Genomic DNA, 16,054 nt, shown 5'->3' on the forward strand with positions numbered 1-16,054 from the left:
TTGTAATAATGTTCAATCTGAATAAAAACAATGAATGCTATGATGCTTCTAAATTATCATTTATAACTGTATAGCTCATTATTCCCAACTATTATCCTTGACGTTTCCTTTTAACGGGTATTGCGAGCCTGCCTGTCCGGTAGGCAGGGAGTGCAGCGACGAAGCAATCTCGTATCTCGTTGTCTTGCCTCGCCATTTCCGCCAAAGGCGTCTGGCAGACAGAAATCAGAGATAGGTGTTAAAATTAAATCCTAATTTTCTAGCCTAGGCTAGAAAAGTCAGTCGCGAAAATAAAGTGGAAAGAAGAATTTTTAGCTTCCGGTTTCAATCAAATTGCCAAAATAAATATCCGATTCCGTATAATGATATAAAAACACTGGCGCTGAATAATTTGAATGAAATCTGACTATTCAAATTTTTGCGAAAAATCATTGCAGCGCCTGATCCGATAACAATCCAAAAATCTAGATTCAAATAAAATAAACTCCAGGTTTCAATCGGCGGCTCATCACCACCCATTACACTGGGAGGGTAATCAAATGCCTTAACCGGAAATCCTCCACGCGCCACAGGATGAATAAGATCATCATAGGCAGGCAATATTTGCTGGTATGAAATAAACAGTGAAAGCCACATCGTTATAATTCCCAACGACAAAGCCGTTACTGTTATGATGCGAATGTCTTTTGGAATTTTAATTTGAACTGCGAACAATACCCCGATTATACCGATATACAACCATGAAAAATAATTTGACATAGTTAAAGACACTATTCCCATAGCCGGGAGCATTATCAACATTATGAACTGCGTAACATAAAAACCGATTAATTCACTTATTGCCATTGTATCTTACTGTTAAAACTTTATGGAATAACTATCGCAAAAAATATAAAACTATAAACCCTTTTTACCATTCGCCTATTTCCGCCCAAGGCGGACACGGCGCGCGAGTTAGAGATAGGTGTGAAAACTGCTGTCTTAAAATTCTAGCCATAGCAATAAATTTAAGATAGCAGAAAGAAAAAGATTCTTTAAGCGGAGGAATTCGGATTAGTCCCCTCTCGAGAGGGGTGAAGGGGTGTGTGAAATTGCATTTCTCCGACGCGAAGATGTTTGACCGGAAGGCCGATCAGGAGTCCGATTTTAAAAATAAAAATTACGCCTTTCCCCCAAATAATACCAAATGGTGACAAAATTATTACTGACCTTCAGTTAAAGAAAAGAAGGTAACCTCACCGGTATTTTTATTTATTCTAATTCCCTCCGCTTCCATCCATTCAGACGGTGGCAAGTCAATATTATGAAGGGGCAGGCTAGATTTAATTTCCGCTGAGAGAATATCGCCTGTATTAAAAAAACGTATTTTGCAATCCGATATATTTAGCCCAAACTTTCTCAATTTATTCTGAAACTGATTTACTAAATCCCCAACCCCTTCTTTATTGAGTCCCAAGGAAAAATGAGACATTCCGGCTATATTTTGTTCCGGCTTTGCAATCGTCATTATTGCACATGAAACTGGCAATGCTTCTAGGCAATCTATTTCATCATCAGGTCCAATAACATCAAAATCATCTGTAAAAACTTCGCGCGATTTAAGCTTTTCATTCTTTTCCGTAAAATTATATTTTTCAAATTGTTCTGACATATATAAATGAATAAATTATTTGTTATAAGAAAAAGAATCTGATATGTCTATGAATTAATTTTAAACCATTCGCCTATTTCCGCCCAAGGCGGATACGACGCGCGAATTAGAGATAAGCGAGAAAGTGTCTGTCTTAAAATTCTAGCCATGGCAATTATTTTAAGATAGCGAAAAATGGAGAATTGAGAAATTGAAGAAAAGGATTGACGATGAAGTGGCAGAAAAGGGCTAAACGAACGCCGCAGATGTTAAACTGGAAAAAGATACCTGACACCTTTTATTTCCTTTTCTCGAAATGTGAAATGTTATGGCTTGACCCACCTTATATCCTTTTCTCTTCTGGCAATTCATATTAACTCCTATCAAATAAATCATGTATAGCGTCATCTAGGTTATCTTGCTTGTTACTCAGAGTATGGTCTTCATAGTCCCCATGATATTCTTTACCTCTAGAAAATAAATAGTCATCAACCATTCCATCTATATATATCTCTCCCACTACTTTCATATATACATCATAACTTAGATCGGTAATTATATCCGACTTAAAATCTTTGACTATTTGCTTTGCCGTTTCCGTCAGCTCCTCTTCGATGGTAGATTTATCATAATTTACATCCTCATTACCATCTTCCCGATAAGATATATCGACTATTTTTGAAAGATCTATATTGTCTTTTTCATTGTATAATTCATCTGTTAAAAATGATTTCAAATTTGATCGAAGCAGAGATAAAATGTTCTCATCGTTAATTTCATAGTACTCTAAAAAATCAGCAAAATCCTTTATCTCATCTTCGGAAAGTTCATAATCGCTTATACATTTCAATAGGAAACTATGATCGCCAAATTTTAGATCTTCCTCATATTGTTTTAATAAACTAAGAAAACGCGATACTTCCTTAATTGGCTTTGGTTCCTTAATAATTCTTCTCAACAACTCAACAGAAACCTCTTTGTCATTTTTAAATCTATCAAAGAGATATATGAGATAATCATAACTTCTATCTCCCTCCGAGGCATTGTAAAAAACATCTTCTTTTACTTTTTCCAACACTTTCGGAGTTAATCTTTTTTCAAATTCCATAGCCGAGAGTTGCTCTAGCGACTTTATTGATCCAAGAGCGCTAATAACATGAGTCAATTTATCCGGATTCTGTTTATATTCATTAATTATATAGTCACCGATAGAAGGGTTAAAGAGTGAGTACATTATTTCGCCTGAGTTATTCCCTCTATTTAAAAAGAATTTTATAGCCAAACGAGAAATCGAGTTAAAATCTTTTTCAGTGTTTGAATTGTTTCTCAATTCTTCTAACTTGTTCAGGTGATTAAAACTCTCCCTTAGATCATTTGCTGAGATTTTACCTCCGTTAAATACAACCAGACAAACTAAATTTCTGATATAATCATTACTTTGAGTTTTAAAACATTTTTCCCAAACCTCCAATGGATTATCCATTTTAGCCTTAATATAATCGTAATAATCTATAGTTTTGACATCAATCAATCGATCTGCATCAGTTATAAATTCAATTAATCTTGGATTAAAGTTTTTATGTTTAATTATATGCATATATCTTCTCTCTTTATATATCTCATCAACATATTCTTTTTTCATTTCGCTAAACCAGATATGATTATATAGAATTTTTGCTTTTTCTATGTCCGTAATGTCTTCTATTATTAGAGTAAATTCATTTTTGCGAATATTTTTGTTTTCAAATTGACTACTGTATTCAATTCCACTATTTAGAATATTTGTTCTTGACGTCAAAATAAAAATTTTACTATCATCTAGAGACACCCTACGGATAAAACTCACGATATGTGAGTCTTTTTTATTTTCCATGGCTTCAAAATAGTATGCGCCAAGAAAATCATCAAAATAAAATATTTGTTTTTCTCCCACGCAAAATACTTGTTCGGCTTCGCTTAAATCTTCTTCAATGTCATAAAATTTATAGTCCTTAGATATGAAATGTAAACATAAATTTTCAGCAAGAGTAGTCTTTCCGATTCCAGGTTCTCCAGATATAATAATAATCCTATTCTTTCTTAATAATTCTAGGGCTCTTCGATGATTTTTTGTTTTAACATACTTTTTAGCTTCTTTGATTATTCTTTTTATTTCATCTTCGCTTCTGCCTTCTATGGCATTATTTAGCATTCGTATTAATACATTTGAGCTACTGATCCATAATTCGATATATTTTTCTTCTATTTTGCAATTTTTAGAAAGCAAATCATTAAGATCTTCTCTGCCAAAAATATCGTCTTCTCTTATTATGTAAGGCGATAATGTCTTTGCGATTTCTTCTTTGTTTGACGCGGAAAGAGGTAAAGATGTTGCAATAATATATCTTTTTGGATTTATTTTTTTTATTTTTGCTAGTTCCTTATTTTTCAAATCTGCTAACAATCTTTTATATCCGGTCTTAAGATAATGTTTACATTGAATTATTGTTTGTTCTTTATTATTCGCAAAAAACCTACCATCAATACCGCCATCCTTGCCAGGTTTAAACCTTTCTACTCGTTTTTTCAAATATTCCGACAGGAGATCACATGCTAACATCTCAAATCTTTTATCATTAATTTGAGAGAAATCATAATCATTCATATCTTTATTTATATATAATATAAATACAAATGCTAAGTTATTTTATTAAACTATCACCTCAGTGGCAGAAACGATATACGAGCGTCTCAGTCCACATTCACTTCCCCTCTTTCACTTTTAAACCATTTGGCAAACAAGCACTTAAGGTGTAAGTAATAAATCTTTCTGAAAGTCCAGCGGCTATGCTTAATAAAATTAGAACATCAGCTTGATTTAAATCTGGTAATATTTTTATAACTCCTGCATGCCACGAAACATATGCCACTATCGCGGCCATTGAACCCACAAATGGTCTAAATATAACTCTGACATACAACTTAACATCATTTGGACCCATAGCTTTTAAATCCTGTCCTAATGTTCGTACAACACTTAATATTCCGCCCAGCAAACCGAAAATAATACTAGTAATAATGCCATATTTTAAAACATCAGCAGACGCATAATATAGCGATGCAACTATGATTTCCACAACTAAAAAACGCGCAATTAGATCAATAATGTTTAATTTTAAAAATTCTTTCCAATTCTTATCAAACTCCTGATTTACTGCCTTTATTATTTTTTTTGAATAGACTTCATTTTCTTGATTGCAAATAATAGCTTCTTCCGCTTTTGTTAATAAGATTGTCCACGATTTTGTAATTTCGAAATCCTTAAACATAAGAAATCCTGCCCGAGCTATTTCGATGTCCGCTAATACATCCTGTTGTTTTGCGGTTAATAATTTCGTATTTACAGTTTCTTGATTAGACATATTTATTATAAATTATATTAAAAATCACCTAATTCCTTTTATTTTCTTAAATCTGATTCAAATAATTTGATCATAGATTATCTTTATTGAAAAGTGATTGTCTTTTATCTTTTACTTCTAATTGAATAATATTGGAAAAGATAATTAAAGGTTTCTTTTCTTTAAAACTTCCAAATTTATCGGTTCTATCAACAACGCCGATTATTTTGATTCTAGGACAAAAATGGTCTTCCTCCTGCGATACAATTTTTCCTTTGAAATTTGCTAAATCCCCATTTGCCGGCCTACAAGTAAGAATATGCCCCCTATATTCAAATCCGATCGTGTTTGTTTTTTCATTACCCCTTGTTATTCCGCCTTCAAGTTCAACAAATTGTCCGTGTTTTAGCTCAGGGAATAGTATTTCATCATCTTCTGAATAAAAAACACTTTTATTATCTTCAGTAACGGACACTCTCTCTGTGCTATTTTCTTTAAAAACACCAATCTCTAAAACTCTTTCTTTTTCAATCAAACGAGCATTTTTACTAAATATCTTTCTAGGGCATTCGACAAATAAATCAAAATATTTTTTCGGAACCTCAAGATATTTATGCTGACAATCAGGTATTCCAATAATAATTTCTTGGATGTTTTTGTTGTTTATCCGCACATTGTCAAACTTCTTTTTTGCAAAAGTTCCCACATGACAAGCTATTCTTATAGTCCATTGAACGGATATGAGCGCACCTTTCAAAATTGAATTTATGTCTTTTGCTGCGCCCGTACTTACAAATCCATCTTCTGCTGCTTTTTTTGCGACTGTTGCCGCGTATGTCATGGCGACACCTTCGGGTGATAGTACTTTATCAATTATTACAGGTATGACTGCCTCCCACGAACCCTTTCTAATTCTAACAGGAATCTCAAAATTAATATCTTTTAAACTTGAGCTTTCTTTTGATATAAAGTATCGTAGAGCTTCATCAAATCCGAGCAATGCCTCAGCGGATTTTCTAATATCTAAACTCCCATCTTCAACAGATTTTCCTGAATATTTCAGATAGCCGATAAATTTATCCAATTCTTGATCTTCAATTTGCAACGCATTACTCATAACTATCAATTAGTTTGCACATTAATATGAATTCTAAATATACTACTCAATCTTATCCGACTTTGATAAATTGTGTTTCATGCAAAGTAGTCTTATGTTTTTCACAGTCAGACTCGTGCCGCCTTTCGAGAACGGTAAATCGTGATCAAAATGAAGATTTTTTTGCGAACCGCACAAGACGCACTTTCCGCCGTCTCTTTTCCAAACCTCCTTTTTCACTTCAGAAGGAATCAACCGAGTATGCTCTAAATCAGCTTCAGTATTTTTTCTTTCGTCATTTTCCCCTCTTTCAGCTAATCGCAAAATAAATCGAAATACATTCCGCTCTCCGTCATTAACAATTTTATAATCCACCAAATCAAAGAATCCTTTCAATGACCAAACGCCTGGCAATATTTTTTCGTATACTTTCACAAGCTCTGTCTTTTCAATATTTTGATGTCGTTTTTCTACTGCTTCAGAAATAAGTCCGTTTTGAGTAAGTTTCCCATTCTTTGTGGTTCTTGGTTGATCAACCTCCTTTGGATTGATTTCATTAGATTTTTTTGCCTCATCATGTCCTTCGTATTCTATCGTAATTCCATCAGAATAAATTTTATCCTTATACGGTACGTTTGACCTTTGCGACATTAGGATCACGGAATATTTTGGGTTCATTCTAAAATTCATTCCACGCTGCAAAGTCTGCACATTTTCAGCATCACACATTTCACGATAGCTTAAAATATCATCTTGAATTTTATTCATAATATCCTTTAAACAAATTTTAAGTTTCTATTTCACGAAACCCTTTTCTCTTAAACTGACAAAATCTTTTTTAGTGACGATTATATGATCAGTAACCGCAATCCCTAAAATTTTACCAGCCTCTACCAAACGTCTTGTTGTCACGATATCATCTTCTGAAGGAGACGGATCACCAGACGGATGATTATGGGCAACGACAACATGAGATGAATTATTCAGAATCGCTTTTTTAAACACTTCGCGAGGATGAATAAGACTTGCATTCAATGTTCCAATGGAAACTTCTTCTACAATCAGATTATTACGAGTATCAAGACAAATAATCGTAAAATGTTCTTTTTTTTCCTTTCCAATCCTTTCTTTCAGATACTCGAATATTAATTGGGGCGAGTTTAGCAAAATCTTCGGAGAAACTTTCTCTTTGGCATAGCGCTCGGATATTGCCTGAAATAGCTTTATGGCTATGGCATTTGATGGCCCAACTCCCTCAATTTGCTGCAATTCCTCAAGCGTCGCATCTAAAACTCCAGTTAATCCCTTAAATTTTGCAACCGCTTCTTTTGCTGGCTTCTTACAATCCTTCCTCGGTGTACCAAGAGTTAAAAGTAATTCAATAATCTCATAATCAAGAAACCCATCAAGTCCAGATTGTAAAAATCTTTCCCTTAATCTTTTTCTATGCCCTTCGCCAATATGTTTTTCAATTTCTTGTTTTTCCATGGCCTAACTCTTATCTGCATTTATAGAAATACCATCTGAAATATCACCGTATGTATTGCTTCTTTTGGTGTTTGCTATTAAATGATTCCTAAAATATTCTTGCGTCTCTGGATCGGTACAAAATATATAGCAACCCTTCATGCCACGAGTCATTAATGTTCTATAGGTATTTTTTATAATCATATCAGCCATTTTTTCTGCCCTAACTTTATCTTCCTTCAATAATTTTTTATAGCCAAAAACTGATTTATCGGTTCCAGCTCGCTTAGATGCATCAGTAATAATTTTTCCATCACGCACCACCATATCTGGTCCAACAATCACACCCGCATAATCTAATTCGAGACCCTGACAAGTATGGATACAACCCACTTCATTAACTGAATCTGGATGAATAATCCACGCTTGACCATGTTGACTTAAATTCCAGGTAGCAGCGTAATCGTCAATTACAATATCTTTCAACTCAGACTTATTTTTGCTTATCCAATTCCAGCAATATCCTGCTAGTATGCGAGATTTATTATTAATAGTATTTTTTTTAATTATTTCTTGATGAATCAAACTCGGATTGTCCATAACTCGAAAATCGTAGGCGATATCATCAAGTGATTCATTTGCTGTTTCCTTAATTTGGAGAAGATTATCAATCCAAGAAAGATAACCATCCGATCCGCTACACCTAAATTGAGAAGCTAACTCAAGATTGTGCACTTTTGCACCAAGCTCTTTGGCCCAACGAACTATCTCCATTTTATCGCCAATATCTTTCAATGTGACTCTCTGATCTTCGTCAATAAAAAATACCGTGAACTTCGCAGCATTTATCAGTTCTTTGATTTGATTTTCGCCTAAATGACTAAATAATCCGGACTTCGCATTAAGCCTATGGGCCTCATCTACAATAAGTGAATCAAACGTATTTGGCTCGATATTATAAAACGATCCCGAAGAACTGAAAAGATTTGAAATTCTGGTTTTGGTAAATTTTCCAGAAAGTTTTACTTGATAGACTTCTCGTGGCGCAGAATTTTTTGTAACATATTGAGTAACATTTCTTCGATTAGTGAGCTCCGTAAGCAAATTTATCGCTACCACTGATTTTCCAGTACCTGGCCCACCCTCAACTATCAAAATATTTTTGTTTTTTTTCGTAGATTCTTTTGCAAGTTTTAGTGCTGTTTCATAGACAAGTTTCTGGTCGTCGATCAATGTAAATTCTTTATTCCCCTGAAGCATTGACGCAAGACTATCAGCAAGAGCTTTTGATGGTCGAATTTTCCCTTTCTCGATTGCATAAAGCACATCTCCACAATCTCCATATTTTACAAATTTCTTAATAAATGCCTGCAGTTTTAAAACATCCGGCCTTAAAAAAATAGGGGCTTTGTCAATATAATCTTTGTAAAAGTCATTGGTAATAACATTATCTGGCTCATAATTATGCAAATATGCACATGGCACCAAGGAAATATTTTCATCCTGCACGTTAGCGTTATAATCTTCTAAAAGAGTCGCATATGACCAAACTTGATACGAAGGATGACTAACTTCTCGTTTATTACCCCCTACAAAAGTCTCAACCACTCCATCCATGTCTGTAATATCAGCCTCGCTCCACTGTTTAAGCTCGACTAAAATTGCTGTCTTTCTGTTTTCACTATTTGCGCCAGTCAAAATGAAATCAATCCTTTTTGATGTCTGAGGTATTTTATATTCAATAGCCACTCCAGTATCCTCGGGTATTTCAGGATCGGAAACGATATTATTCATATACATCATAGAATTTCGCCAAGATGCGACTTCTGACTTACCAGTCGAATGTCCTAATTCTCGAACAAAAGACGTTAAAATAGTTTTTTCGATTTGGTTTGTCATAACATCTATGACAAAATTTTTCTTTGTTGATGAATATACGATCATAGTTTTTTTAATTCTATATACTTTTTAGCCGTTCCTTTCGCTTTTTCCACTGGATATTTCTTACCGTTTTTAATTATTTTCTTTTCTATGGCTTCTTTAACATCAATACTCAAACCGTATGATAAGTACATTAGATAAATAAAAACATCGGCGATTTCCTCCCCGATTTCATCTTTATGAGTTTTAACATAATCCTCAATTTCCTTTTCACTTTTCCATTGAAAATGCTCTAGGACTTCTGCCGCCTCTAGAGCCAAAGAAATAGCCAAATCCTTTGGTTTATGAAATTGTTTCCAGTTTCTATCATCCCGAAATTTAATGATTTTATCGGTCAAATCCTTTATATCTGACATATTTTTCGCTTATTTCTTAGATCCACAAAAAATTACACCTGCCCTCCCGACAGGATAGATAGCGTATTTATTGTAAAACTAACGATTAATTTCAACGTAACACAAATTTTGCTTTAAATCAAACAGAAAAGGAAAAATTGCACATCCCTAATATCTCTAATGTACCCCCCCCAATCCCCTTAAATTCACACACCCCTCCGCCCCTCTCCCCACATACGCGGGGCGCGGCTAGAGGGGAATTCATACAAAAACAACGCCGGAGATCCTTCGACTTCGCTCAGGATGACAATAGGCGTACCTTTGTGATAATGGTAAATCGTAAAGGGTAAAAAGTAAAGAGATAGAACGAGAGCGAAGCTCTCGGAATAGTATTTCTTATATGGTATACAGTATCGAGTATTAAGTATAAATTTCTATTGTTATATTGTCCTATTGTTATATTGCTACATTGTTTCGGCAAAAGCTGAGATTGCTTCGTCACTCAGTCAGGGACCCGCCTTCTCTGCCCACTGGCGGATTCGGCGAGGCAAGCAACTATACATGTCCCTACAAAATACAAATACAATTCACACACCCCTGCCCCTCTCCCCACATACGCGGGGCGCGGCTAGAGGGGAATTATATTAGCAATGATGATACTGGATTCCCGATCCCTCCAAAGGCGGGCAAGCAAGTCGGGAATGACACCGAGGCAAGCCCGCCTGCGCTGAAGCTATGGCGAGGCGATGCAACAAACCCCCTCGTACTCCCCCTTAACTAAGGGGGGGGGGGATTAATCCGAGGGACCCTTCGACCCTTCGATAAACTCAGGGTAAACTGAGATCAGACCGAGATCAGGATGACAATCGATATAACCATAAAAAAAGCAGCATTTTCATGTTGCTATATTTGATCTGACATATTCAATTACTTGTTGAATTTTTCCCAGATTTGATTCCCTTTCTTTTTGAATCGATCTTACCTGATCGATCACTTGATCGATTCCTGTTTGTTTCGCTTCTTCGCCACGACTACAGGCACGCGCTTCATTATCACAATATCCCTCCATTGAGTGTGAATTGTTTTGCGCCGTATCCGTCCAATACTCAACATCCCGACACAATTTTTCTTCTGCTCGCCTTTTCTCATCCGTCAACTTTTCAATCAGTAGCGGAAATTCTTCAACGGTAATTTCGCTTAATATCTTCTTGACGTCTTCATAGTCTGTTGATGCAAATGGCGATATAAGCCTTTTTACGACATCATTGATCATATTCTGTCCTCCTCGCAACATATTGTTGAATGTGCGATTTTGATGTAAAAATAACAGAATAGAAAAGCGATGTCAAACGGAAAACACCTGGCATAGTATTTGGTATTGAGTATTGAGTATTGAGTATTAAACCGCCCTCGGCGGACAGGCCGATCAGGTCGGGAATGACGGCACGGAGAGATCAAATATCGAGTTGGAGGATTTGATTGTCATATCCCCTGGTCTCTTCATCCTTTCGAGATAGTCCCAATTTCTCCAATTCGCGAAACAGTTCTTCCCGGATTTCTTCGGGATCGGTGTTATCGGGTGCAAGTTTTTCAAGCTCTACGAATGTTCCCAGTCTCTCCACCTCATCAAGGCAGATCTCATATGGACCTAATTTACCTTTTCTGCGAATCTTTTTCACTTCCACTTCGGGAACATAACCCAGCTTCAAAAGTATTTGATGCATGGCTTCAGGGTCCTTCACTTCGGTCTCATATTCAAGATTGTCCATTTCATTGCTCTGTTGCTGTTTGAGATTCAACTCCGCTTTTCCACCGGATCGCCGAATACGGATGCTAATGTCTCCTTCTTTGGCATATTCGATCCTTTGCGGCTTGTCTTTCAGTGAATAGACAATATCGTGCTGTTGAATGGGATCTGAAAGCTCATATCCTCTTTCAGAAAGTTTTTTTGCAAGTTCGCCTAAATTTTCTACTTTAAGCTTTATCTCAATTTCTCTCATGGATTTTAGTGATTATTTTTTCAGCAATTTTCTGTCGTTTTTGTGGGTTTGCAAGAAATTATCCCCGCTCACAACTTTTTTGCCAGTTTTCTGTTCCAGCTCCAATCGCGCATTTTTGGCGATACGTCCGCCTTTCTTCGCCGGAATCTTGTTCTCCTCTAAGCCTTTTGTCTCCATCGTTTCAGCGATCTGGCGCGTGGAAAGTTCCGCAAGGGCCGTGAAGACCAATTCTGCGTCTGACATATGATCACGCAAGTTTTCGGTTTTTAACTTCTTTAAATCTTTATGCTCCTTTACAGACAGATCGCTCCATTCTTCGTGGATAATATTGGTCAAAATCGCGTATTCGTCCTGTTTCCTGACGTCGTTGTTTTTCCAATAATCCGTAAGTTTGTTCCTGATCTCCTGCCCCATCATCCTTTGCTGGATCCATTTTCGGTCTCGTCCCATTCTTTGCCAATAATCACGGCTGCGGTTGAGCGCCTTTTCGGGATTGCTTATCTCTTCAATCCTTTCATAACCCACGCGTGCCAGCCAAAGCTTGAATGGTTCAGCTTTTGGAGACGGGATAGACTGGATTATTCTTAATATTCCTTCCGTATTCGCGACATCAGTTTCACGCATTTTTCCGTCTTCTGCCATCAATTTCAACTGTCGACAAACTGTCGACGGTTCAAATCCATCTTCTTCTTTCACCCTGATCTTCATCTTGAACCAATAGTCGCGCGGATTGACACTGCTGGTCAGGACTGCAACAATATCAATTACAGAAAAATACCACCTTTCCTCCCGTTCATTCCAAAGCCGGCGGATCTTCTGACCTTCAAAAATTGTGATCTGCTTATTGGTTGTTTTTTTGTTCGACATATTTGTATTATTAAGTTATCTCTTTTTCCTTCTTTTTGAACTGTTGCAAAAAATGCAATAACTGAATCGTCTTTTCTCCTTATGTTCAGCTTGTTCCATTTTGGAACATGTTGCCATTTGCAATGTGCAAATTTTGCACATACCGAATTGATCAGTTCTTTGCTTCATTTTACCTCAATTTAGCCTATAAATCAAAGAAAAAGACTCCACAACAAGCAATGTCATGGTGAGCCTGTCGAACCATCAGGATGACATAATAGAGACTGCTTCGTCGCTCACACGGGGACCCGCCTACGTCAGAGACTTCGGCGAGGCAAAGCAACTATACATGTCCCTACTAAATACAAATACAATTCACACACCCCTGCCCCTCCTCCCAAGGCGCCTGCCGGTAGGCAGGGACAGGCTCTCCAGAGGGGAATTTATTTGTAGGGGCTGAAAATTCTTAGGCTACTTTGACAGATGATATTAATTCAGGGATTCTATCCCCGCCAGTGGGCGGGTCCAGAATGACAGCCGTAGGAGATGAAAATCTTCAGCTCTGCAATTCAAAAAGGACAGAATATATTCTGTCCCTACAAACGCAACATGAAACGAACCCGGATCCTCTGCCTGAATGGGACACCTGATATAAAGGAGAGGTTTTAACCTGACTGCTTGTTGACAAGATAGCTTTTTTGTATTATAATTATTCGTTCGTAATTTAATTATGGACAATATTCAAGGAGTGATCGAAATGGTCAATCTTCAATTCTCCGAAAGAACAAAAAAGATCCTTAAAATAATAGAAATTCTCCTTTATACAGCTCTCGTGGTGGCGGCATATTACACCATGGAAATCAGCGAGATCTATCACGTAATAAAACAATTAGTTTATGTGATGATGATCATAATCGCCAATTTCTTCTCGCATGAAGCGGGCCACTATGCGGCAATGAGATATTATTTTCCAGAGGCCAATATCCGTTTCGTTTGGACTAAACTATACCGGATACCGGTCCCACGGGCAGTTGAATCGTCAGGCCTCAAGGGACACGTCACGCGAGCTAAAGCTCTCACAGTTTTTTTGTCAGGGCCGGCCGCCGGAGTCTTTTCGACGCTGATACTTTCTTATCTACTGCTGGACCCATATCTGTTCATATTGCCATTGGCGACAGAACTGTTCAGTTCAAGGGAAGATTTCGAAAAAGTGCATAAGACGGTCAAGGAGACATTTGAAAAGGGAAAATCAGAACAAGGGACATGATCCCTTTTTTTCTTTGGCTATGAACCGCGAATTTCTTTTGCCATCCTGATGTTTTGTAGTACTATCAATATATGTTTAATATCTTAACTCAACTTTTATGAATCCAGAAAAGGCAGTCGCTGCCACTTTGATAGGAGAAGGTTTGATCCTCGAAGGACCAGAAATAGTTGAGTCTGCGGCCGGAAGCTGGGGCGCAGGACAAGAACCGATGAATACACCGTTCGGCCATGGAGTTGAAAACATGGTCGATGCCTCACAGGGAATAGGGGCGGGACTGGGAGTCTTTGCTCTGACCTTCATCGGAATGAAAATGATGCTCGATCAGCTTGGAGGGGATGGCAAAAAGAAAGGAAGGTTTGGCGAAGAACAAATGAACTCGTTGTTTCCCATATTTAAAAAGAAGGATCAAACATCTGATCCTTCTTTTTTTGTGTATAGTAATTGAATTATTCCCCGAAGGTGAAACGGAATTCTCTCCGGTTGAACTCCACGACTCTGCTTATCGGATGGTCTTTTTTGATGAACAGAAAAAAACGCCTGAGCCGGCAGATCTTCCAGGCGGCCGGATCTATCAGGAGGTCCGGCATCAAAACGGAATTCCGGGTGACCAATCTTTGGGATCCGAGGCTCATGTCCGGATATCTGGTCGCCTGGAAAGGATTGAATCCGAATTCGAACTTGCCGAGAACATAAAGATCCTTCCTCGACTGCCTGGTGTAATTCATATATTCATCCGAGGAAATCGGCAGCAGCTTTGCGGGCTTCAGAAGTTTGATCGAACCTCCTTCCAGCCTGACGTCAGCTATCTCAATGAAAGCAACGTGGATCTCCTCTTCCGGCTTCACGTCCATATTGGAGATCTCTATCTTTTTTATGCTGAGGTCCTTGTCGAACCATAAGCAGAAGAAATATACTTTTCTGCCGTCGACCTCTCCCATGCACCGGTTGAAACCATCAAAAAATCCTCTCAGGCTTATGAGCCCGTCCTTGATCTTTATTTTCTGCGAAAGATACCTATTTTCCGTTTCCATGTTTTGAAGCTAAAAATTGATTAACCTTCCAGACCGATCCTGACCCCTGTTTTGAATGTTTCGCCGGGCTTGACCATCTCGGGACTCTGGGCCAGCCCTTTCGGTTTTCGCATCACCGGCTCGATGCAGATGAAATCATCTTCGTCATCTTCCTTGCTTTCTTCCGACCAGATCCAGATGTTCTGATATTTTTCAAAGACATCCATCGCTATAGTTCCAATTTCCGGTATCTCGATCCTCAGGACCGAATCCGGATCCTCAAGCTCAGACCTGTCAACGATCATTGCCTCGCCCTTTGACCATTTTTCAAAATTATCCCTGATCTTGCCGTTCATTTTTTCGTCTCCAAGGTCGATCAGGACATCTTTCTTTCTGCCCTTCGGGACTTTGAAATACGGGTGCAGTCCCATTGAGACCGGCATTTCTTTTCCTGAATCGTTCCGGACTTCCTGAGCAAGTGTGATCGATCCATCTTTTTCGATCCTGGCAATCATCTTAAGTAAATATTCATAGGGATAGCTGTCGGGCTTCTCCTCGCTCAGTGTTTCGATCAATTCATCCTGGCTGACCTTTTCAATCTCCCACTTCGAATCCCGCGCAAAACCATGGGGCTTCAGCGTTTCCAGTTTTTTTTCAGGTTCAGACGGATCGACAAGCGGACCATCAAGCGCTCCGGCATTCGGGAACATGACCGGGATCCCGCCTCTCGTTTTTGCTTCCTTGAAATCCTTCGGATCTGCGCGCAGGATCTCCACGCCCCTGATCTTGATCGAAGTGATGATCCCCCCTTTTTCCGGACAGAATGATATCTCGTGGCCTTCCGGAGAACTGATGGTTTCTATTTTCAGCTCTTTTTCATTCGTCTCGTCGAATTGTATTCTTTCTTTCATGTTTGTATCTTATTTAATTTAATTTTAATGCGGGAACAATATTTATCTTCTATGGATATAGCGCCGCAAGTTAAGAATGACGTTTGGGTCCCAATTAAAAAATCTGGTAGTCATATCCCCCTGCACATCGGATTAATTTTTACGATTACCGTTCTGGATTAATTTTACCGC

Annotated in this window: 16 protein-coding genes; 2 read left to right on the forward strand and 14 right to left on the reverse strand. The window is 37.8% G+C overall.

Features of this window, described 5'->3' with window-relative positions; genetic code table 11:
- Positions 1 to 324: 324 nt before the first annotated feature.
- From WC788_07545 to WC788_07600, 12 genes are all read right to left on the reverse strand, one after another.
- Positions 325 to 846 (reverse strand): hypothetical protein, encoded by a 522-nt coding sequence (locus WC788_07545; GenBank protein MFA6097452.1) that lies wholly within the window; start codon positions 844 to 846, stop codon positions 325 to 327.
- A gap of 355 nt (positions 847 to 1,201) precedes the next feature.
- Positions 1,202 to 1,651 carry a hypothetical protein gene (locus WC788_07550; protein MFA6097453.1) on the reverse strand — a complete coding sequence of 150 codons (450 nt, stop codon included), beginning with the start codon at positions 1,649 to 1,651 and terminating at the stop codon, positions 1,202 to 1,204.
- A gap of 352 nt (positions 1,652 to 2,003) precedes the next feature.
- The gene (locus tag WC788_07555; protein ID MFA6097454.1) at positions 2,004 to 4,274 is read right to left on the reverse strand and encodes a restriction endonuclease; all 2,271 of its coding nucleotides are present in this window, start codon (positions 4,272 to 4,274) and stop codon (positions 2,004 to 2,006) included.
- A gap of 97 nt (positions 4,275 to 4,371) precedes the next feature.
- Positions 4,372 to 5,031: a hypothetical protein gene (locus tag WC788_07560; protein ID MFA6097455.1), complete on the reverse strand. Its 660-nt coding sequence runs from the start codon at positions 5,029 to 5,031 to the stop codon at positions 4,372 to 4,374.
- Positions 5,032 to 5,101: 70 nt separating this feature from the next.
- Positions 5,102 to 6,127 carry a hypothetical protein gene (locus tag WC788_07565; protein ID MFA6097456.1) on the reverse strand — a complete coding sequence of 342 codons (1,026 nt, stop codon included), beginning with the start codon at positions 6,125 to 6,127 and terminating at the stop codon, positions 5,102 to 5,104.
- Positions 6,128 to 6,169: 42 nt separating this feature from the next.
- On the reverse strand, positions 6,170 to 6,874 hold the full coding sequence (locus WC788_07570) for an HNH endonuclease (GenBank protein MFA6097457.1): 705 nt from the start codon (positions 6,872 to 6,874) through the stop codon (positions 6,170 to 6,172).
- Between the two features lie 27 nt (positions 6,875 to 6,901).
- Entirely contained in the window at positions 6,902 to 7,594 is a 693-nt protein-coding gene (gene radC / locus WC788_07575; GenBank protein ID MFA6097458.1) for a DNA repair protein RadC, read from the reverse strand.
- Positions 7,595 to 7,597: 3 nt separating this feature from the next.
- A complete protein-coding gene (locus WC788_07580) occupies positions 7,598 to 9,517 on the reverse strand; it encodes a DUF2075 domain-containing protein (protein ID MFA6097459.1) in 1,920 nt (639 codons plus the stop codon).
- The gene (locus tag WC788_07585; GenBank protein MFA6097460.1) at positions 9,514 to 9,861 is read right to left on the reverse strand and encodes a nucleotide pyrophosphohydrolase; all 348 of its coding nucleotides are present in this window, start codon (positions 9,859 to 9,861) and stop codon (positions 9,514 to 9,516) included. Before WC788_07585 ends, WC788_07580 begins: the two co-directional genes overlap by 4 nt.
- Positions 9,862 to 10,744: 883 nt before the next feature.
- Positions 10,745 to 11,122: a hypothetical protein gene (locus WC788_07590; GenBank protein MFA6097461.1), complete on the reverse strand. Its 378-nt coding sequence runs from the start codon at positions 11,120 to 11,122 to the stop codon at positions 10,745 to 10,747.
- A 181-nt stretch (positions 11,123 to 11,303) separates the two neighbouring features.
- On the reverse strand, positions 11,304 to 11,849 hold the full coding sequence (cyaB, locus tag WC788_07595) for a class IV adenylate cyclase (protein MFA6097462.1): 546 nt from the start codon (positions 11,847 to 11,849) through the stop codon (positions 11,304 to 11,306).
- 12 nt (positions 11,850 to 11,861) lie between these two features.
- A complete protein-coding gene (locus WC788_07600; protein MFA6097463.1) occupies positions 11,862 to 12,716 on the reverse strand; it encodes a Bro-N domain-containing protein in 855 nt (284 codons plus the stop codon).
- A 709-nt stretch (positions 12,717 to 13,425) separates the two neighbouring features.
- Here WC788_07600 and WC788_07605 point away from each other — a divergent pair.
- Together WC788_07605 and WC788_07610 are read left to right on the forward strand one after the other, a co-directional pair.
- Positions 13,426 to 13,962, forward strand: coding sequence for a hypothetical protein (locus WC788_07605; GenBank protein ID MFA6097464.1), 537 nt, complete (start codon positions 13,426 to 13,428; stop codon positions 13,960 to 13,962).
- Between the two features lie 97 nt (positions 13,963 to 14,059).
- The gene (locus WC788_07610) at positions 14,060 to 14,407 is read left to right on the forward strand and encodes a hypothetical protein (protein MFA6097465.1); all 348 of its coding nucleotides are present in this window, start codon (positions 14,060 to 14,062) and stop codon (positions 14,405 to 14,407) included.
- 1 nt (position 14,408) lies between these two features.
- Here the strand turns inward: WC788_07610 and WC788_07615 are convergent, their stop codons facing one another.
- Complete coding sequence (locus tag WC788_07615; GenBank protein MFA6097466.1) at positions 14,409 to 14,993, reverse strand: hypothetical protein; 585 nt, start codon at positions 14,991 to 14,993, stop codon at positions 14,409 to 14,411.
- Between the two features lie 20 nt (positions 14,994 to 15,013).
- Positions 15,014 to 15,883: a hypothetical protein gene (locus WC788_07620; protein MFA6097467.1), complete on the reverse strand. Its 870-nt coding sequence runs from the start codon at positions 15,881 to 15,883 to the stop codon at positions 15,014 to 15,016.
- Between the last annotated feature and the right edge of the window lie 171 nt (positions 15,884 to 16,054).

Source organism: Candidatus Paceibacterota bacterium (assembly GCA_041661265.1).
Taxonomy (GTDB): Bacteria; Patescibacteriota; Minisyncoccia; order JAHIHE01; family JAGLIN01; genus JBAZUT01.